Genomic DNA, 21,356 nt, shown 5'->3' on the forward strand with positions numbered 1-21,356 from the left:
AAAAAATGTAGATATTAAAGAGAGAAAGTTTTGATAAAAGTATTGAAGTCAAAAGTATGAGAGGAGAATTTAATATGAAAGAAAAAGTTGGGGGATTCGGAAATTTTATAGAGAGTAAGTTACTTCCAGTAGCTGATAAGTTTAGTAGACAAAGACATTTAACTGCATTAAGAGATGGTATGTTAGCATATCTTCCATTTACAATTATTTCATCAATATTCTTGATAATAGCATTTTTACCTATTCCGGGGTATTCAGAATTTATGACTAATTTATTTAATGATGGAGGAGCTTGGGTAGGAAAGCTTGTATATGTAACAAATTCCACTAATGATGTTGCAGGTTTCTTCGTGTTATTTGCCACTGCGTATAGCTTAGCTAAGTCATATAATGTTGACAAGCTACAAGCATCATTAACAGCATTAGCAGCATTTTTAGTAGTTACACCTTATATTTCAGGTGATGCTGGAACTGCAATTCCTATGGTTAAAGTAGGAGCACAAGCTATGTTCGTTGCATTTATAGTTGCAATGGTTTCTGTAGAGATATATAGAAGAATGGAACAAAAGGGAATAGTTATAAAGATGCCAGATGCGGTACCACCTGCAGTTGCAAAGCCATTTGCTTCTTTAGTACCAGCATTTGTTACAATCTTAGTTTTCTGGATTGTAAGAGTTATTTTTGATGTAGCACTTAATTCAGATTTATTTACTACTATTAATTTAATTATTGGAAAACCTTTATTATTATTAGGTGGAAGTTTAGGTGGATTTGTTTTTGCATTATTATTCGAGCAATTCTTATGGTTCTTTGGTATTCATGGTGGATCAATAGTTTCATCTGGAGCTATGAATCCTATATGGACTATGTTAGAAGATGCAAATAGAGTAGCGTCTATTGCAGGTGAAGCACCAGTAAATATTATCGGTTCAAGTTTTAGAACAGCTTTTGCAAGTATAGGTGTTGTTGGATGTGTAATTGCAATGGTTATAGTAGCAAAAAGTAAGCAATACAAAGAAGTTGGAAAAGTTGGTCTTGTACCATACTGCTTTAATATAGGTGAACCAGTTTTATTTGGGGTACCACTAATGTTAAACCCAATATACTTTATACCACTAGTAATAACACCAGCAGTATCATCACTAATAGCATATGCAGCACTAGCATTTAAATTAGTACCTATTCCAACAGGATTAGCACAATTACCTTGGACAACTCCACCAATAATAAGTGGATATCTAGTTACTGGAAGTATTTCAGGTTCTATTCTGCAAATTGTATTATTAGTTGTAGCAACACTTATTTGGTTACCTTTCGTAAAGATTGCAGATAAACAAATTTATGTAGAAGAACAAAAAAGAGAAATGGAAATGAGTAAATAGATAATAATTATATGGTAAAAAGTTTAGGGTAGGAGAATAATATGAAAAGAAATTTTATTAGATATATATCAACGTTAGTTACAGTATTTTATATCTTTTCTATAACAGGATGTGCTAGCTCAAATAAAGAAAGTACAAGTGATAATGTTACCAATACTGTTACAGATGAAGTTAGTGAAGAACCAGTAGAAAATATATTAACTTTAACCAATAGTGAAGTTACAGAAGGTTATTCTTATTACATGTATAATGCACTTGTAGATGGATATACATCAATAAGAAGCGATGTATTAACTCCCAAATATTATATATTTGCTGGTAATAAGTCTGAAGAAGATGCTAATAAGTTAATTGCTGATTTAGGGTTACTTGAAAATGTTAGAGAATGGGCTGGAGAAGTATATGTTATTAGTCCTTTAAGTGGTGAAGCATATGATGATAAGGATAAAGAAGCATTTATTGATTTAGTCGGAGGAGCAATTAATAATGTAAAAGTAATTGGGATAGATGATGGAGCTACATTTGTAAATAACTATATTTCACAATCATGCTATTTTATCGCTGGAATGATGATTTATGGCGGTGAAATGAATGATGGATTAGAAAAAAATGATGTAGTGCCTGTTTATGCAAGTAATACAAGTGATGTTGCAGTAGAGTTTTATCAAAATATAAATGATGCTACAAAGAAGAGTGAAAAAGATAATTATGTTTTATATGAAAATGAAGATAAGCCACTACAAAAGGTAGTTGTTGCTTCTAAGGAAGAAACATTAAAAGAAGCATTTAATAATGCATGGGAAAGTGTATTATCAAGAAATTATAGACAACATAATGATATTGCAGAATTTTATATGCTTAGTGCAAGATCTGCTACAGAAAATTATGATTTAATAGAAGTTCCTATATTTGAAGAGTTAGGAATAACTTATAATCAAGAGATTGATCAAAATGTAACAGGTATGGATGGAAAGTATACATGGTTTGAATACGTACCTAATACAGTTGCATCAAGTAAAGAAAATAGTGTACCTTTAGTTGTATCTTTACATGGAAACCAAAATGATCCAAGATTACAAGGAGATTCAACAGGCTGGCCAGAATTAGCTGCAAAGGAAAACTTTATTGTTGTATCACCAGAATGGCAAGAAAAAGAAGTTAACTTTTTCAAATGTGATGGTTTAGGTGGAGATGGAGTTATGAATTTAGTAGAGGATTTAAAAGTAAAATATCCTCAAATAGACCCATCTAGAATTTATGTAACAGGACTTTCAATTGGAGGAGCAGAATCATTCTTATTAGGAGTACAATACAGCAATATATTTGCAGGAGTAGGTGTTGTTTCTGGAGTTAATGTATTTGCTAATGAAGTAACAGAAATAGCTAACAACTATACTGCTGGAGAAATTCCATTACTTTATTTATGTGGAGATCACGATTTCTTCCAAATGATACCTGTAGATGGAAGCAGTGAGTACGGAACAGCGTTCTTATTTGGAAATCAGGTATGGGATGAAGATGAAAATGTTCATATATTTAGCTCACTTCAAGCATATCAAAAGGTAAATGGATTAGAAGTAAGCGAAATGGATATGAGTGCTAATGAATATTATGGCATTGCATTAGATGACCAAAAGTGGACAACACTAGGCGATAAAGAAATGTATACAGGTACATTATCTAATGAAAATGGTGTAGTTATGGAATTAGCAGCTATTAAAGATTTAGCACACTGGAACTACAAACCAGAGGCAGAGTACATGTGGAACTTCTTTAAAAGATATAGTAGAGACGTTGAAACAGGGGAGTTAATATTTAACAATTAGATATTGAAATTAAATTATAAATTATTTAGAGCTGGTACAGTAATGTATCAGCTCTAATATCATTTAAGTGAGATTATAATAAGTAAATTACATTGATAACAGGTAAGTATTTTAATATAATAATTATAATTAAATAAAGAAAATTTAAGGATATAGAATTTTATGAGAGAAGATATATTAAAGAAGTTATTTGAATTGACAGAAGAGGAAAAACAGATATTAGAAGGAGAGGCTGATGTTGATAAGAGCATCTATACAGATGAGAGCCAGTTTATTATTGATAGCAATAAGATATTAGCAAAGGATCAACTTATAAATATTAGGAAACATACTAGATTTGTAGAATTTCCAGAACATAAACATAATTACATTGAGTTTAATTACGTATATAAAGGAAAACTAACAGAAGTTATTCATAATAAAGAGATAAATCTAAAAGAAGGAGAAATAATATTTTTAAATAAAGATATAACACATAAAATTAAGGAAAGTTCAAAAGATGATATAATAATTAATTTTATTATTAAGCCTGAATTTTTTGATTTTTTACTATCTTTATCTAATGAGGAAAATACTATTTTTAGCTTTTTATTAAAGTCAATATATATGAATAACAATAAAGGTGAATATCTCTATTTTAAAGTTAACGATGAAAGATATATTCAAGAAATATTAGAGAAAATAATTATAGAGATATATGAACCTAGTATGATAAGTAGTACAAGCATTAAACTATTGGTAGGCTTATTAATAGTTGAATTAATAAAGACACCAGATAAAATTGAAATGTATTCAGAAGATAATTATGATAGCCTTATGGTTATTGATGTATTTAAGTATATAGATAATAATTATGCTAAAGCCACTTTAACAGAAGTTTCTGAAAGGTTAAATCAGCCTAATTATAAAATAAGTAAGCTTATAAAAAAACATACAGATATGACATTTAAGGAATTGCTTCAAGAAAAAAGGCTTGATATAGCTAAGAAACTATTAAGTGATACAGAGTTACCAATAGTAGAAGTCATTACTTCAGTAGGTTATGAAAATCTTACATATTTCTATAAGATATTTAAAGAAAAATATGGATGCACACCAAATGAATTTAAAAGTTATGATATTTAAAAATGCAAATAAGGTTAATAAATTAGGCAACTTTGGTTATTAAGACCAAGGTTGTTTTTTTATATACTTAAGATAATAAATAGCATATGAGAGGTAAAGGGATGAAGATACTTAGAGTTCTTATAAGAGCTATGAAAGAGTTGTTACATGAAACTATAGAAAGAAATGGATTATTGAGCTTAGAAACTATAAGTTTAAGTCAAAGGTTAGATAAGCTTATATACATAAAACAGAAGAGTATAGCTGAGAGCTATATTAACTGTTAAACAAATAGGATTAATTAAAGGGGGAGAGTTATGAGTTATCATTTAGCTATTGATATAGGGGCTTCTAGTGGGAGACATATACTTGGAAGTTTAAAAGATGGCAAGCTTCAATTAGAAGAGATATATAGATTCGATAATGGTATTCATAAAATTGATGATGAATATTGTTGGAATCTTAAAGCATTATTTAAAGAAATAAAAAATGGTATAAAAAAGTGTAAAGAAGTTGGGAAGATACCTAAAACAATAGGGATAGATACATGGGCAGTAGATTTTGTTTTGTTAGATCAAAATGATGAAGTTTTAGGAAATACAGTATCTTACAGGGATGATAGAACAGAAGTGGTTATGGAAAAAGCTTTTGAAGTTATTCCAAAAGATATGTTGTATTTACACACAGGGATACAATTTCAAAGGTTTAATACATTATATCAATTACTTGCAATTAAAGATAAAAAGCCAGATATTCTTGATAATGCAAAAGCATTTTTGATGATACCAGATTATTTTAATTTATTGTTAACTGGGCAGAAGGTAAACGAGTACACAAATGCAACTTCAACTCAGCTAGTAAACTCTTTTGATAGAGTATGGGATGAAAATATCTTAAAAGAGTATGGAATAAATAAAGAAATCTTTGGAGAGATAAAAATGCCTAAAACAAGCTTAGGTAATTTAAGAGATGAATTAGTAGAAGAGTTCGGCTTTGACATGGAAGTTATACTTCCAGCTACTCATGATACAGGATCAGCCTTTATTTCTTCAGTTTGTAATGATTCAGATAGTATATATGTAAGTTCTGGTACGTGGTCATTAATTGGTGTGGAAAATAGGTTCCCAATATGTGTACCTCAAGCTATGGATTATAACTTTACAAACGAAGGGGGAATTGATTATAGATTTAGATTTTTAAAAAATATAATGGGTCTTTGGGTTATACAAGAGGTAAAAAGAAATTTATATCATAAATACTCTTTTAGTGAGTTAGTCCAAGAAGCAAATAAGCATAAAGATTTTCCTTCTATTATAGATGTAGATCATGATAGATTTTTAAATCCAAATAATATGATAGATGAAATAAAGCTTTACTGTATGGAAACAGGGCAAAGAGTACCAGAATTAGTTGGGGAAATTGCTTATTGTGTATTTAACAGCTTAGCTTATAGTTATAAAAAAGCAGTAGGAAACTTAGAAGAAATATTTGAAAAGAGCTTTGAAAGAATAAATATATTTGGTGGTGGCTGCCAAAATAATTTATTAAATCAATTAGTTGCAAATGCTACTGGCAAAGAAGTGTTAGCAGGACCAATAGAAGCAACAGCAATAGGAAATCTTGCAGCTCAATTAATAAGTGCTGGAATTCTAGAAGATTTAGGACAAGCTAGAAATGTAATTAAAGAATCATTTGAGATAAATATATTTAAACCAAATAAAGGAGAGATTTAATATGAATGTTAAGGAAAAATATGAATTAGCAAAAGAGCAATATGAAAAATGGGGAATAGATGTAGACAAGGTTTTAGAAGAGCTTAATAAAGTAAAGGTATCGATACATTGTTGGCAAGGTGATGATGTAAAGGGATTTGAAGTAGTTCAAAATGCATTATCAGGAGGAATTCAATGTAATGGTAATTATCCAGGAGCTGCAAGAAATGCTGAAGAGTTAAGAGCAGATTTAGATAAAGCATTAAGCTTAATTCCTGGTAATCATAAGGTAAATCTTCACGCTATTTACTTAGAAAGCAATGGAGAAGTTGTTGAAAGAGACCAAATAAAGCCAGAACACTTTGCAAATTGGGTAAACTGGGCAAAAGAAAGAGGATTAGGATTAGATTTTAATCCAACAATATTCTCTCATCCTAAAGCTTCAGATGGATTAACATTATCTCACCCAGATAAAGAAATAAGAGATTTCTGGATAAGACATTCTATTGCATCAAGAAAAATTGGAGAATACTTTGGTAAAGAATTAGGACAAACTTGCTTAACAAATCTTTGGATTCCAGATGGATATAAGGATATTCCTGCAGATAGATTAGGGCCAAGAGCAAGACTTAAGGATTCTTTAGAACAAATATATGCAGTTGAAACTGATAAAAACTATAACTTAGACTGTGTAGAATCAAAGGTATTTGGAATTGGTGCAGAAAGCTATACTGTAGGTTCTAATGAATTTTATTTAAAATTTGCAGCTGAAAATGGAATTCTTTCATTAATGGATACAGGACATTATCATCCAACAGAAGTAGTTTCAGATAAATTATCAGCAATGTTATTATTTGATGAAAAGGTTGCATTACATGTAAGTAGACCAGTTAGATGGGACAGTGATCATGTTGTAATTTATGATGATGAATTAAAAGAAATCGCAAAAGAAATAGTAAGAAATGATGCTTTAGATAGAGTTATTATTGGATTAGATTTTTTTGATGCAAGCATTAACAGAATAGCAGCATGGACTATTGGAACAAGAAACATGATTAAAGCATTATTAAATGCAATGTTAACACCAAATGAAGTATTAAGAAAGCTTCAAAATGAAGGAAACTTCACAGAAAGATTAGCTTTAATGGAAGAATTTAAAACTTATCCAATAGGAGATGTTTGGAATTATTACTGTGAAAAGAATAATGTACCAGTAGGTGAAACTTGGTTAAAAGAAGTTAAAGAATATGAAGAGAAAGTTTTATCAAAGAGAAACTAGTATATAAATAATTTAAGGTATAAATATAGCTCAAAATTGATGTGAAAACGTAGAAAGTAGGAGTAACTATGAGATTAAATAACGTGAATTTTATTAAAAACTTTATGAAGATAACTGAGGATGCTTGGGAAAAAGGATGGCATGAAAGAAATGGTGGAAATATTACTTATAGATTAACACCAGAAGATATTAAGGAAATCTCCCTATCAATTAAATACAATAATGGATGGAATAGAATAGGTGTAAAAGTACCTAACTTAGCTAATGAGTATTTTTTAGTAACTGGAAGTGGAAAGTTTATAAGAAATATATCAGTGGATTTAGAATCAAATATCGGAATAATTAAAATAGATGAAACAGGTGAAAAATATAAGATAGTTTGGGGCTTAATAAATGGAGCTAAGCCAACAAGTGAATTACCATCACATCTTATGAGTCATTCAATTAAATTTGATGTAACAGGTGGAAAGCATAGAGTAATAATGCATTCACATGCAACTAACTTAATAGCGTTAACATTTGTACTACCATTAGATGGAGCAGTATTTACAAGAGAGCTATGGGAAATGGCAACAGAGTGTCCAGTTGTATTTCCCACAGGAGTAGGCGTTGTTCCTTGGATGGTTCCAGGAGGAGCAGAAATAGCAGAAGCAACAAGTAAATTAATGAAGAAACATGACATAGTTCTTTGGGCTCATCATGGGGTATTCTGTTCAGGAGAAGATTTAGATTTAACTTTTGGTCTTATGGATACAGTAGAAAAATCAGCTGAAATACTTGTAAAAGTATTATCTATGGGTGGAAAGAGACAAACTATAAATTCAAATAATTTTAGAGAATTAGCTAAAGACTTTAATGTAACTATCTCTGAAGAGTATTTAAAATAAATATAAAGTTGAAGAAATCAAGTAGAAGAGTGTATAGACTTTTTTGAGAATGTCAATATTACAATTTGCTTGGTTTCTTTTTTATTTATTAGTGATTTTAATAAAATAGTAAATATTTAAAATGATTAAACAAGAATTTAATTATTCATTTTAAGGAAATAATTGAAATTTATATTGACTTAAAGTTAACTTTAAGTAGTAACATAGGAGAGAGAAAATTTTCAGTTGAAAAAATAATTATAAAGGGGAAAAATAATGGAAAATAAAATGGGAACAGAAGAGATTAGAAAGCTACTTATAAAAATGAGTTTGCCATTAATGATTAGTTTATTAATAAGCAATCTTTATAATCTAATAGACAGTATGTATGTATCAAGTTTAGGAGAAAGTGCCTTAAGTGCAGTTTCATTATCTGCACCTATAATGATGATGATGGCTGCATTTGGAAGTGGTAATGCAATAGGGTTAAATGCAGTATTATCAAAGGCTCTAGGTGAGAAGAATAATGATAAAGTGAAAAAGGCAATAAGAACAGCTTTATTTTTAGCATTAGCATCATATATAGTTATTGTTACATCAAGGCTTATAATAGTAGAACCGTATTTTAATTCACAGACTAATGATGCAGAAATTATAAGACAAGGAACAGAGTATTTAAATACAGTAATGTTTTTAGCCTTTGGAGTAATGTTTCAGTGGGTTCTTGAAAGACTTTTAATTTCAACAGGGAAGACAAAATTATTTATGATTACTTTATCATCAGGAGCAATTATAAATATAATTTTAGATCCAGTGTTCATATTTGGACTACCTGCCTTAGGAATTCCAGCATTAGGAGTTAGAGGTGCAGCAGTTGCAACAGTATTTGGACAAACATTTTCAGCATCTTTAGCTTTATACTTTAACTACAAATTCAATAAAGACCTAGATATGAAGTTTAGTATAATACCAGATTGGCATACCTTTATTGAAATGTTGAAAACAGGGATACCAACAGCCTTTATGCAAGGTTTTGTATCAGTGGTGACAATGGGTGTAAATATGATTTTGATATCATTTAGTACTACAGCAGTTGCAATATATGGAGTTGTATTAAAAGTATTGAATATGATACTAATTATGCCTCATGGGATGGGACTTGGAGTTATACCAGTAGTTGCCTATAATTATGGTGCTAAAAAAAGAAGTAGAGTAAAAGAAGCAATAAAGTTTAGTGTGATATTTAGTATAGTAGTTGGAACTATAGGAATGATAATACTAAATATTATCCCAGCATTAATACTCAATATGTTTAATCCAACAGAAGAAATGCAATCAATTGGAATAACTGCTATTAGAATATTAAGCGTAACAATTCCACTTGGAGGAATAAGTATAGTCTTATCATCATTCTTCCAAGGGTTAGGTTTAGCAAGGTATAGTATGTATTTATCTTTAGCAAGGCAAATTATATTATTGATGCCAATAGTATTTTTATTATCATTAACAGAAGTGCTACCATTAGTATGGTTAGGCTTTCCAATAGCTGAAGGATTAGCTATAATAATAGGATATATGTTGTATAAACGTTCAAATAGAGAGGTAATAAGTAAAATTGAAGAAGAACTTGAAGAGAAGTGTATTTAGTATTATTAATTAAAATATAAAATTATAAATTGAGTAATAAAAAACAGCTTTTAATATTAAAAAATGGAGAGAAGAATATGATAAAAGAATTTAATATAAATCAATTAGATGAAGTGATGAAAATTTGGCTTGAAGTTAATGAAGATGCCCATAGTTTTATATCAAAAGAGTATTGGAATAATAATTATGAATTAGTTAAGAGTTTATTACCAGATGCAAATATTTATGTGTTTGAAGAAGATAATATTATAAAAGGATTTATAGGTATTATTGAGGATGGATATATTGCTGGAATTTTTATAAAGAATGAATATCAAAGAGAAGGAATAGGGCATAAATTGATAGAGTATAGCAAATCCAAATATAAAGAACTTTCATTGAATGTTTATGCTAAAAATGAAAATGCATTAAATTTTTATTATAAAAATAACTTCAAAGTATTAGGTAGTAAGATTAATGAAGAAACAAATGAACTTGAATATACTATGGTTTATAAGAATAATTAATCTTAGACATAAAATACTTTAACACTTTACAAACAAGAGAATTTAAGTATATATAAATGAAAACACTGTATTATTCAAAAAGGGAATAAGCGGTGTTTTTTATTAGCAATTCTAAAATAGTATGAGAGTTATATGTACATATGAACTAAGGGGTTGACAGTTATAGTTACGGCATTAAATAGTTTAGTTATTAAAGAGTTACAAGTATAATTGAACAATATTACTTTTAAATAAAATACTCGTAAATGATGATAAAATAAAAAACATAAACCAAACAGAGTATTAATAAAAGTTGTATAAATACTACAATCACAAAGGAGATAAATTATGAAATTAAAGAAAATGGTTGTTGAAATATCAGACGAAGATATAATCAATTTTATGAAACTACAAAATAAAGTAATAGTATATGTATTTAAATGGATTTAAAGGTAATGAAAAAGAGTGGATTATTACTTTTGTAGAGTATATGCGTAAAAATTATCTAAGTTTTTTTCTTATGGTATAATATTTATATGATTTTATTAAATGGAGGTAGGACTTATGGTGAAATGTAATAATTTATATGATAATAAAAATATAGATGTTATAGCATCAAAGGGTGGCGTTAAAGTACTTGAATATAAAAAAGATTTAAGTGTTAACACTGCAAATGCTATGGCTGCATATTATGCATCAGAGATGAACGTAAGAAGAAGACAAGTATTAATTGAATTAAATGGCAATGCATATACAATTAGTGCTGGGGCAATGCAATGGACTTCTGGGAATGTGAAAATGGCAGCGGATGTTAAAGGGATTGGAGACTTTTTTGGAAAAGCAATTTCTTCAAAGGTTACAAAGGAATCAGCCATTAAACCTAAATATGAAGGAACTGGATTACTAATGTTAGAGCCTACATATAAACATATTCTTCTTGAAGATGTTTCTGAGTGGAATGGATTAGTTCTAGATGATGGACTTTTTCTTGCTTGTGAATCAAGAATAAAACAGAAGGTAGTTGCAAGAACTAATTTATCTTCAGCAATGTTAGGAAATGAAGGTTTATTTAATTTATGTCTTGAAGGAGACGGTATTGCAATTCTTGAAAGTCCAGTGCCAAGAGATGAACTTATAGAATTTATATTAGAAAATGATGAAGTAAGAATTGATGGTAACTTTGCTATTGCATGGTCAAAATCTTTAGATTTTAGAGTAGAAAAGTCAAGTAAAAGCTTAGTAGGATCAGCAGTTTCAGGCGAAGGTTTTGTAAATGTGTATCGAGGAACAGGTAAAATCCTCATGGCACCTATAATTTAATAGAAAAATTAATTATAAGAAAAAGGATATTTATACATATCCTCTTAGCACAAATGATTCATAATAATTTAAATAATCTAAGACCAGAGAGGAAACTTTTATTATATAGAGGATGGGTTATTAGGGTTTTATCGTAGTTCAAAATTTGATTAAATATTAAATTAATATAAATGCCGTATTATTCAGAAGTGAATATACGGTATTTTTTAGCTTACAACTTAAAAGTGAGAAGTATACTTAGTAGGAGAATTGAGTTTGTAGGAATTAAAATGCTAATGGGTAGTAATTAAAAATTACTAAGATAAACTAAGTATAGTACATTGAATCAAAATTAGGATGTAAAATTTTTGTAAAATGTATATAATTAACTTGGAGACAAGTTCGGATTAGAAGTAGGAGCTTATATGATTCTTCTTTATAAAATAATTGTAAGAAAGGTGGTTAAATAATTTGAGTAAGGTAAGCTATGAAAAGGTGAATATTACACAAGACCTAAATGCTATCATCGAGTATATAGATAAAGTGAATATTAAAGAAAAAGATTTTGAAATTAAACAAAGCTATATTCCTCCTCATTGGCACAGAAGTATTGAATTTTCACTTGTTTGTAAGGGGGAAGTCGATTTATGGATTAATAACCATAAAAATACCCTTAAAGAAGGAGATTTTATTTTTGTAAATAGTGGACAAGTCCATAAATTAGATAGTCCAAATTATGAAGAATGTGAAGTTTTATTAGTTATACTTTCTTATGATTTTTTAAAACGTGTATTACCGGATATAGATAATCTATATTTTGATATAAAAAAAGAGTCGCCAAAGAAAAAGCGAGTTTATGAAATTTATGAATTTTTTAAACGTTTTACTAAGAAACCTAAATTGAATGATGAATTAATGGTAAATGCATATATTTATGAACTACTTTATATACTAATCAATGAATTCCAAGTAGATTTATCTAAAGATGAAAAGAAGTATGTTATCTCAAAAAAACGGCAACATAAAATACTTGATTATATAGAAGAAAATCATAAAGAGGATTTGAATCTGACTCTATTGGCTGAGATATGTCATATGAGCGAAGAGCATTTTAGTAGAATATTCCGCGAATATTTTGGAACTAATTTTAAGACGTATTTAACAAATTATCGACTTTATTCCTGTTATCATGATGTTGTTGATTCGGCAAAAAGTATGCAAGATATTGCATTTGATTATGGTTTTTCAAATGTAAAATCATTTATTAGTGCATTCAAGAATAGTTATTCAATGACTCCGTATCAATATAGAAAACTATATCAAGCATCAAAAAATGATAATAATCATAACAAAAATAATAATACAACTTATTTAAATGTTAGAACAAATATATGAAAACTATCTTATTTTGTAAACTACCTGGAGTAAATAATATCATTTAGACTAAGTAAAACTGGGAAAATAGAAAAACTTATATTTCTATTTTTGCAGTTTTTTTATTTAATGATGATTCTCAAAGAAATCAAAAAATAGGAATTTTTCAATCAAATAATGACAACAACATAAAAAACTTTTAAGGTATAATATCTATGTAAACGATAACTAAAAAGGGGTTGAATGAGTAAACAGTAAGTAAGAAGATTTATTAAATTAAAGTGGTTTAGGTTAGGAGACTGATACTATGAAAAAATTAGCTATTGATATTGGAGGAACAGCTATTAAATACGCCATCATGGATATGGATGCTACTATTTATGAAAGAGGGGAATTGGATACCCCTACAGATACACTAGAACATCTTTTAGATGTTATTTCAAATTTATATTATAAGTTCAAAGATAAAGTGGATGGAATTGCTTTAAGTATGCCTGGTAATATTGATTCTGATACAGGAGAAATTTATACACCTGGTGCGCTTACATACAATGCGAATGTAAATATAGTTAAGGCGATTCAAGAAAGAGTTAATGTGAATATTGCTGTTGAAAATGATGGGAAAAGTGCTGCTTTAGCTGAATTATGGAAAGGAAATCTTTCGAGTTGTAAAGATGGAATTGTATTAATTATTGGGACTGGAATTGGTGGAGGTATTATCCATCAAAGAAAATTAATTAAAGGAAAACACTTTTTTGCTGGGGAAGTATCTTATTTGATGACTGATTTCAATTCGCAATATATGGAAAATGTATTTGCTTTAAAGGGGAGTACAACAGCCTTGATTCTTCAAGTTGCAGCTTTGAAAGGAATAGAACCAAGTGCTCTTGATGGAAAGAAAATTTTTGAATGGATACATGAAGGAGACAATGATTCCATGGTTGCTTTAGAAAATATAGCAAATAATATTGCTGTGCAAATATATAATTTACAATGCTTATTTGATCCAGAAAAAGTATGCATTGGTGGTGGAATTTCCAAGCAGAAACTATTGATTGAAAAAATCCAAGAGAAATTAGATATCATATATGAAAAAATCCCTTTTCAAATACCTCATGCAATAGTTGAAAATTGTGCTTATTATAATGATTCGAATTTAATTGGTGCTCTATATAATTATAAAATACATTATGAATGTTAAAAGTAATGACAAGAAAAGTATAGTAAGTAAGTTTATCATTTTTAGATTAAGGGTATAAAAAGAAAATTATAAATAAAAATTAGTATAAATGAGGAGGGCTTATAAATGGGCTTAAAATTTGAATATGATAATATTCCAGCAGTGAAAACAACAGCAGGATTTGTGAAAGGTTATCGATATGATGATATATATACTTTTAAAGGTATCCCTTATGCTTATGCAGATCGATTTCAAATGCCAACAGATCCTAGATCATGGGAAGGTGTATTAGATACAACGTCTTATGGACGAGTTGCTCCATTAATGGTTCCAGATAATCCAAAAGGAGAAATGCTTGTACCACATATGTATTGGCCTGAAGATGAACATTGTCAATATATTAATGTGTGGACAAATAATTTAGATTCTAATGCAAAAAAACCAGTTCTTGTTTGGATTCATGGTGGAGGATATTTTGCAGGTTCTTCAATTGAACAACTTGCTTATGATGGAGCAAATATGAGTAAACATGGTGATGTTGTGGTTGTTTCATTAAATCACCGTTTAAATATCTTAGGATTTATGGATTTATCTCCATTTGGTGAAAAATATAAAAATTCTGCTAATGCTGGACTTGCTGATATAGTTGCTGCTTTAAAATGGATTAATGAAAACATTGTTCAATTTGGTGGAGATCCAGAAAATGTGACTTTATTTGGCCAATCAGGTGGTGGAATGAAAATTGGAGCATTAATGCAAATACCAAGTGCGAAAGGTCTATTCCATAAAGGAATTATTATGAGTGGTGTTGCTGGGGACTTTATGAAACCTTGTGAAGATGGAGATGGACGTGCCATTGTAACTGCAATGTTGGAAGAATTACAGATTCCAGTAAGTGAAGTTGAAAAAATAGAAACAGTTCCTTATCAAATGCTAGTAGGTGCTTATTTAAAAGTTGTTCAAGATGTAGCTAAAACAGGTGCTTATGTTGGAAATAATCCAATGATTAATGATTACTTCCTTGGAGAAGCACAAATGACTGGATTCAGTGAACAAGCAAAAAATACACCTTTAATGGTTGGAACAGTATTTGGTGAATTCAACAGTTTTGCTCCTAGTCAAATAAACAAATATGAACTAAGTGAAGAACAAATGATTGAAATGATAAAAGAGCGTTTCCAAGATAAAACATCTGAGATTGTCGAAGCATTTAAACAAGCATATCCTGATAAAAAAATTATTGATGTGTTAAGTTTAGATATGGTGTTCCGTCCATTAAGCAAGAATTTGGTACATGCAAAATCTAAGTATAGTGAAGCACCTACATATACGTATGTATTTTCATTGGACTTCCCTTGCTATCATGGTAAATCAGCATGGCATTGTGCAGATATTCCATTTGTGTTCCATAACATTGATAAAGTACCAGTAGCAAACATAGAAGGTGTTAGTGAAGAATTACAAGACAACATGTTTAAAGCAATTATAGAGTTTGCGAAAACTGGAAATCCAAATCATGAAGGTATTCCTCAATGGAATCCATGTACACCTACAGATGAATCAACAATGATTTTTGATAAAACATGTGAAGTTCGCCATAATTTTGATGATGAAATTTTAAGAGTGTTAAAAGAAGCACTTCCAGAGATAACCTTAGAAACTATATTAGCAACTATGGGAGATGAAGTTCAGCATTAGCAAAAAAACAAAGGTATAAAAGGATAGGGAGGTATATTATGAAAACAGTAGAGTCTGTTTATACAGAAAAAATAGGGGTTGGAGAAAAACTAGCATATGGTTGTGGAGATTTAGCAAGTAACTTAGTTATGGTTCTTACAGGGACATACATTTCATTTTTCTATACAGATGCACTTGGACTTAATGTAGGTATTGTTGGAACTTTAATATTAATATCACGTTTTTTTGATGGTTTTACAGATATAATTATGGGATTTATTATGGATAAAACTAAGTCAAAGCATGGTAAAGCACGTGCATGGATGCTTTGGCTTGCAATTCCTTTTGGGGTATGTACGGCGCTTTTAACTATGGTTCCTAACTTGGGTAATGTTGGGAAGTATATATATGTATTTATATCTTATAACGTTGTTACTACATTTTTATATACGGCAATTAATATTCCTTATGGTGCATTAAATTCACTTATGACTAGAGATCAGACTCAACGTGAAACTATTAATGTATTCCGTATGACTATGGCTCAAATTGGCGGATTAATTATAAATGCACTAACACTTCCATTTGTAAATGCAGTTGGAGGATCAACAAATCAATCTGCATGGATGATAGTTTCTAGTGTTTACGGTATTCTTGCTACTTTATTATTTTTACTTTGCTTTGTTAAGACAAAAGAGCGTGTAAATGTAGTTTCAGATGAAGATCGTAAAATTGGATTTATTAAAACTCTAAAATTAATGATAAAAAATGATGCTTGGCTTCTTATATGTGCTATATGGGTTGTAAATATTCTTGGTATGGCTATAGGAATGGGAGTTGGTGTTTATTATGCAAAATATATTCTTCATAGTGAAGCATACTTCGGATTTTTAGCTGTTATTCAGCAAGGAGTTTCAATTGTATTAATGGCAATGATGATGCCATTTGTTAAAAAATTTGGAAAGCGTAATGTAGCTCTTGTTGGAACTATAATTTCTCTTATTTCACAACTTCTTATAATAGTAAATCCAACATCATTTTCATGGTTAGTAGTTTGTAACATAGTAAAAGGTATTGGGGCAGCACCATTAATGGCAACATTGTTTGCAATGATGGCAGATTCTATTGAGTATGGTCATTGGAAGACTGGAGTACGTATTGAAGGTACATTATACAGTGCGACAACATTTGGAGCAAAAGTCGGAGGAGGAGTTGGAATGGTAGTTGCAACAACTGTTCTTGGAATGGCAGGATATAATGGTGCACTTGCAGTTCAAAGTGAGTCTGCCATTACAGCAATTTCTAATTTATATATTTATGCTCCTATAATCTTCCTTGTAATTCTTCCTATACTTTATTGCTTCTACAAGCTTGATAAGCAATATCCACAAGTTATGAAAGAGTTAGCTGAACGTGAAGATAAAAATAAGTAAAATTTAAAGTGTAAAAAACTAGCTAATCACTATGATTAGTTGGTTTTTTTGTATTTACAAGCATCTATTTTTTTATAAGAGGATTATCTATTCATAGGAATGACTTCAAGAAAGTAAATTAAAGAATATTACTTTTAAATAAAATACTCGTAAATGATGATTAAATATAAAAAAACAAACCAAACTGATCATTTTATACAATAACAAGCAAAACAAAATTTAGGAATGAAATAGATAAATATGATGAAAGATAAATATAGGGTAAATTAAGTAAGGAAATAATTTGATGGTAAAAAATGTTTATATATAGTTTTTAATTATGTATAATTTATTTATAAAAACAATTATATTTAATATTTAGTATAGTATCTATAAATTATATAAAGTTAAATTAGGAGAGGAATATAGATATGAAGCAAGAAAAGGAAAAGAGAAAGAAACAAATTAAAGCGTTAAATGAACCTCCAAAGCTTACGATTTTAGAAGAGGTTGGTAATGCAGTTGTCCATGGTATAGGAGCAGGGCTTGCAATAGCGGGATTTATTCTACTTCTATTAAAATCAGATACAGGTCTTAAGGTGATGGCATCTTGTTTTTATGGGATAAGTTTATTTCTATTAATGATTATGAGTACCTTATATCATGCTTTTAAAAGTGGGTCTAAGGTAAAACGCTTATGGAGAAGGTTTGATTATTGTTCTATTTATCTTTTAATTGGAGGAACATTCGCACCGTTGTACCTAGTGTATTGGGGGAATACCCTTGGAATAATTATTTTCTCTATACAATGGGCCTTAATTGTTTTAGGGATAGTGATGATTAGCGTTTTTGGACCAGGAAGATTTAAATGGTTACATTTTTCTTTATATTTTATAATTGGATGGAGTGGATTAGTGTTCTTGCCAGACTGGTTTCATAATAACAGACCACTTATGTGGATGATTTTAATTGGTGGGGTTGTATATACTGTTGGAATGATTCCATTTACAAAAGATAAAAAGTATTCACATTTTATATGGCACTTTTTTGTGATGATAGGTGCAATTCTGCATTGGATTGGTATTTATTATTACATTTATTAAAATATAAAAAAGATAAGGAGCTTCGTGTTATATGATGCTCCTTTTAATATAAAGTATAAAGTTTAATGATTTTATTAATAAAAATACTTATTATATTAATTTTATTAAAATAGTTACTATTCCAAGAATTCCAAGACATGTACCTACAATTCTATTTAATTTTTTAATCTCACACTTATTTGCAAACTTTGCACTAACATATGCACCAATAAGACAAAAGATTGTAACTAATAACATAGGAATAGGTTGTAGTATAGCTCCCATAGAGATATGACTTATTGCACCGGTTAAAGCAATAAGAGTCATAATCATAGTGCTTGTCCCTACAGCAACTTTTAAATTATAACCAAGAAGTAATGTAAATACTGTAAGCATTAAAATTCCTCCGCCACTTCCAGTAAATCCACAAATCCAACCGATAGCACATCCCAAAAACATTGCTTGTAGGATCTTTTTCTTACTTATTTGATTTATTCCAGATTTTGCATCATGACCTTTTTCAATAGGTTTTACTAAAAACTTTATCCCAAGAAAAATTGTAGTTGCCATAGAAATATAGCCTAGGCCATCGGGTTGTGACTGTGAGAAAAGATATCCGCTATAGCTACCAATGATAGATCCTATAAAAGCTGTTATTGTAACAAGCATTCCATTCTTTAAATCAATATTTCTATTTTTATAATAAGTGTACGCTGTCAATAGACTAGCAAGCACATCTGCTGAAAGTGCTACTGTTACAGCATCATAACTCTGCCATCCACATACACTAACAAGCAAAGGGGTAATAACTACTGCTGCAGAAAGACCAGCAAGTCCTGTTACAACACCTGCCACAATTCCTGCTAAAATATAAACAAGATATAACATGACATACTCTCCTTTTAATACTAATATTGTTTCAGTTTACATCTTAACATTTTACATTATATAACAATCGTTCGCAATTTAATTAATAATATATTAACAATTAATTTAGATTATAGTCTATAAACTCTTTTGCTAATGGTATTTTTAACTCAACTACCATTGGGTATTAATTATTGTAATAGGGAATCGGTTGAGGAAGATACAAAAGCTTTTTTACTTTAAATATATTTTGATATAATTTAATTAAAGATAGATATATATGAGGAGAATAATATGAGAAAAACAAGATTTTTATATCAGCATGGTAAAAGTAAAGCTTTAACAATAAGCTATGATGATGGTGTTCAATTTGATGAGAAATTAGTAGAAATACTTAATAGATATAAATTAAAGGCCACATTTAATGTTAATTCAGGTATTAAGCCAGGAACTACTTGGATAAATAAAGGTATAGATGTAACAAGAATAAATTTAGTGGAAAATAAAGATCTTTATAAAGAACATGAGATAGCAATTCATACTTTAACACATCCACATTTAGAGAAATTAAATGAAAATGAGATTCTTAAAGAAGTTTTAGAAGATAAAATTAACTTAGAAAGAATTTATGGAGGAGTAATTAGAGGAATGTCTTATCCTTTTGGAACATATAACTCAAAGGTTAAAGATATTATTAGAACATGCGGAGTTGACTATTCAAGAACTGTTGTTGAAAATGAGGATTTTACATTGCCAAATGATTTTCTAGAATGGCATTCAACTTGTAGACATGCTAATCCAAGATTAATGGAAATAACAAAGAGATTCTTAGAAAAAGAAGATGGTGAGTTAGATTTATTTTATATTTGGGGACATAGTTATGAATTTGAAGTTGATAATAATTGGGAGCTTATTGAAGAGTTTGCTGAGAAGGTCAGTAATAAAGAAGATATTTGGTACGCAACAAATATAGAAGTTTATGATTATATAACTGCTGTTAGGTCGCTTAAGTTTTCTGGAAATAAGTCAAGAGTTTACAATCCAAGTGCTTTAGACGTATGGATTAGTGTTGATGGAAAAACTGTAAAAATAGACTCAAGAGAAACAATTGAATTATTATAAAAGTAGAATCTTGATTTATTCTAGTAAGATTCTACTAAATTTTAAATATCAGTTGCTGTTAGCAAACAAAAACAAGTTTTTATAGGATGTTTTATAAATAATAAAAAATAACCTAATAAAATAAACAAAAGGTTCTAAATGCTTATATTTAGAACCTTTTGTTTATTTTATTGATTTTCTTCTTCATGATTTTTAAGTATCAAATTAGATCTTCTATTATCTAGCGGATTATGATTCTTAAATTCTATATATTGATTTTCTTGAGGTTTCATAATAACCTTCCAAAGAGGAAGTCTACCTTCAGGAGTATTTGCAACAACTGAAACATTACCATGAGTTTTATGAAGAACCCAACTATAAGTATCGTTTATTACTAAAGCTAAGTCTTCTTTAGATATTAATGCATAGCCTTCTTTTTTATCAAGTTTATCCTTTAATATTATAGAAATAGTATTTTCGTCTTTTTCTTCGTATTCATTACCACTATTCTTTTTAGCTATATCTAAATTACATCTTCTATTATCTAAAGTGTCACCATTTAAATATTTTATAGGTGCCTTTGGACTAACCTTTAACAGTACGCTTGCTATGCTTTGCTTTAAAGGCTTATTTTTGCTATTTTTCTTGGTTTTACTTATATTTTGAGCTATATAATTGTTATAATCTTTATTCCATTCTGCAAACCAAGTTCCCATATCATTTATTAAAGCTAAATCATCCTCATCTATTTTTGTAATAAGTTCTGTTCCGTCTTTTTTTAGAATTGTAATGTAAACAACATTATCTTTTACTTCATAAGAGTTTCCTATATTTTTATATATCGGTTTCATTTTTACACCTCATAATATCTATATTTTATTAATTTTTTATTTGTCCACAAAATAATACTTTTAACTACTTACTTTATTATAGACTAAAATCTAATTATGTAAACTATATTATATAATATGTATTCAAATATTTTCCATAGAGTAATAACTGGTTAAAAAGTATGAAATTATAAAAAAAGTATTAATTTATTAGTAATTTCTTCATACAAAAT

The 21,356-nt window shown here is 29.1% G+C and carries 18 protein-coding genes; 16 read left to right on the forward strand and 2 right to left on the reverse strand.

What is annotated here, in order from left to right:
• The first annotated feature begins 74 nt into the window (after window positions 1-74).
• The 15 genes from ARA56_RS11630 (at window position 75) to trhA (ending at window position 18,346) form a co-directional block, all read left to right on the forward strand.
• Window positions 75-1,382, forward strand: coding sequence for a PTS sugar transporter subunit IIC (locus tag ARA56_RS11630; protein WP_055266864.1), 1,308 nt, complete (start codon window positions 75-77; stop codon window positions 1,380-1,382).
• 41 nt (window positions 1,383-1,423) lie between these two features.
• A complete protein-coding gene (locus ARA56_RS11635) occupies window positions 1,424-3,208 on the forward strand; it encodes a CE1 family esterase (RefSeq protein ID WP_084759027.1) in 1,785 nt (594 codons plus the stop codon).
• 162 nt (window positions 3,209-3,370) lie between these two features.
• Window positions 3,371-4,333 (forward strand): AraC family transcriptional regulator, encoded by a 963-nt coding sequence (locus ARA56_RS11640; protein WP_055266866.1) that lies wholly within the window; start codon window positions 3,371-3,373, stop codon window positions 4,331-4,333.
• 101 nt (window positions 4,334-4,434) lie between these two features.
• Window positions 4,435-4,599 carry an aspartyl-phosphate phosphatase Spo0E family protein gene (locus tag ARA56_RS16475; RefSeq protein ID WP_148315771.1) on the forward strand — a complete coding sequence of 55 codons (165 nt, stop codon included), beginning with the start codon at window positions 4,435-4,437 and terminating at the stop codon, window positions 4,597-4,599.
• A gap of 30 nt (window positions 4,600-4,629) precedes the next feature.
• Window positions 4,630-6,045, forward strand: a complete 1,416-nt coding sequence (gene rhaB / locus ARA56_RS11645) for a rhamnulokinase (protein WP_055266868.1) — start codon at window positions 4,630-4,632, stop codon at window positions 6,043-6,045.
• 1 nt (window position 6,046) lies between these two features.
• On the forward strand, window positions 6,047-7,303 hold the full coding sequence (gene rhaA / locus ARA56_RS11650; RefSeq protein WP_055266870.1) for an L-rhamnose isomerase: 1,257 nt from the start codon (window positions 6,047-6,049) through the stop codon (window positions 7,301-7,303).
• Between the two features lie 68 nt (window positions 7,304-7,371).
• Window positions 7,372-8,190, forward strand: a complete 819-nt coding sequence (gene rhaD, locus ARA56_RS11655; protein ID WP_055266872.1) for a rhamnulose-1-phosphate aldolase — start codon at window positions 7,372-7,374, stop codon at window positions 8,188-8,190.
• 255 nt (window positions 8,191-8,445) lie between these two features.
• A complete protein-coding gene (locus ARA56_RS11660; RefSeq protein WP_055266874.1) occupies window positions 8,446-9,816 on the forward strand; it encodes an MATE family efflux transporter in 1,371 nt (456 codons plus the stop codon).
• Window positions 9,817-9,893: 77 nt separating this feature from the next.
• On the forward strand, window positions 9,894-10,322 hold the full coding sequence (locus ARA56_RS11665) for an N-acetyltransferase (protein ID WP_055266876.1): 429 nt from the start codon (window positions 9,894-9,896) through the stop codon (window positions 10,320-10,322).
• 543 nt (window positions 10,323-10,865) lie between these two features.
• Complete coding sequence (locus ARA56_RS11670) at window positions 10,866-11,621, forward strand: AIM24 family protein (protein ID WP_055266878.1); 756 nt, start codon at window positions 10,866-10,868, stop codon at window positions 11,619-11,621.
• A gap of 450 nt (window positions 11,622-12,071) precedes the next feature.
• Window positions 12,072-12,995 (forward strand): AraC family transcriptional regulator, encoded by a 924-nt coding sequence (locus tag ARA56_RS11675; protein WP_055266880.1) that lies wholly within the window; start codon window positions 12,072-12,074, stop codon window positions 12,993-12,995.
• A 286-nt stretch (window positions 12,996-13,281) separates the two neighbouring features.
• Window positions 13,282-14,175: an ROK family protein gene (locus tag ARA56_RS11680; protein ID WP_055266882.1), complete on the forward strand. Its 894-nt coding sequence runs from the start codon at window positions 13,282-13,284 to the stop codon at window positions 14,173-14,175.
• A gap of 105 nt (window positions 14,176-14,280) precedes the next feature.
• Window positions 14,281-15,852: a carboxylesterase/lipase family protein gene (locus ARA56_RS11685; protein ID WP_055266884.1), complete on the forward strand. Its 1,572-nt coding sequence runs from the start codon at window positions 14,281-14,283 to the stop codon at window positions 15,850-15,852.
• A gap of 38 nt (window positions 15,853-15,890) precedes the next feature.
• A complete protein-coding gene (locus ARA56_RS11690; RefSeq protein WP_055266886.1) occupies window positions 15,891-17,264 on the forward strand; it encodes an MFS transporter in 1,374 nt (457 codons plus the stop codon).
• 410 nt (window positions 17,265-17,674) lie between these two features.
• Window positions 17,675-18,346: a PAQR family membrane homeostasis protein TrhA gene (gene trhA, locus ARA56_RS11695; RefSeq protein ID WP_055266888.1), complete on the forward strand. Its 672-nt coding sequence runs from the start codon at window positions 17,675-17,677 to the stop codon at window positions 18,344-18,346.
• A 90-nt stretch (window positions 18,347-18,436) separates the two neighbouring features.
• Here the strand turns inward: trhA and ARA56_RS11700 are convergent, their stop codons facing one another.
• A complete protein-coding gene (locus ARA56_RS11700) occupies window positions 18,437-19,213 on the reverse strand; it encodes a sulfite exporter TauE/SafE family protein (RefSeq protein ID WP_055266891.1) in 777 nt (258 codons plus the stop codon).
• Window positions 19,214-19,486: 273 nt separating this feature from the next.
• Between ARA56_RS11700 and ARA56_RS11705 the strand changes: the two genes are divergently transcribed.
• Window positions 19,487-20,314 (forward strand): polysaccharide deacetylase family protein, encoded by an 828-nt coding sequence (locus tag ARA56_RS11705; RefSeq protein ID WP_055266894.1) that lies wholly within the window; start codon window positions 19,487-19,489, stop codon window positions 20,312-20,314.
• A 167-nt stretch (window positions 20,315-20,481) separates the two neighbouring features.
• Here ARA56_RS11705 and ARA56_RS11710 read toward each other — a convergent pair whose 3' ends face one another.
• Window positions 20,482-21,144, reverse strand: coding sequence for a hypothetical protein (locus ARA56_RS11710; RefSeq protein WP_055266896.1), 663 nt, complete (start codon window positions 21,142-21,144; stop codon window positions 20,482-20,484).
• Window positions 21,145-21,356: the final 212 nt, after the last annotated feature.

The organism is Clostridium disporicum (assembly GCF_001405015.1).
In the GTDB taxonomy this organism is placed as follows: Bacteria; Bacillota; Clostridia; order Clostridiales; family Clostridiaceae; genus Clostridium; species Clostridium disporicum_B.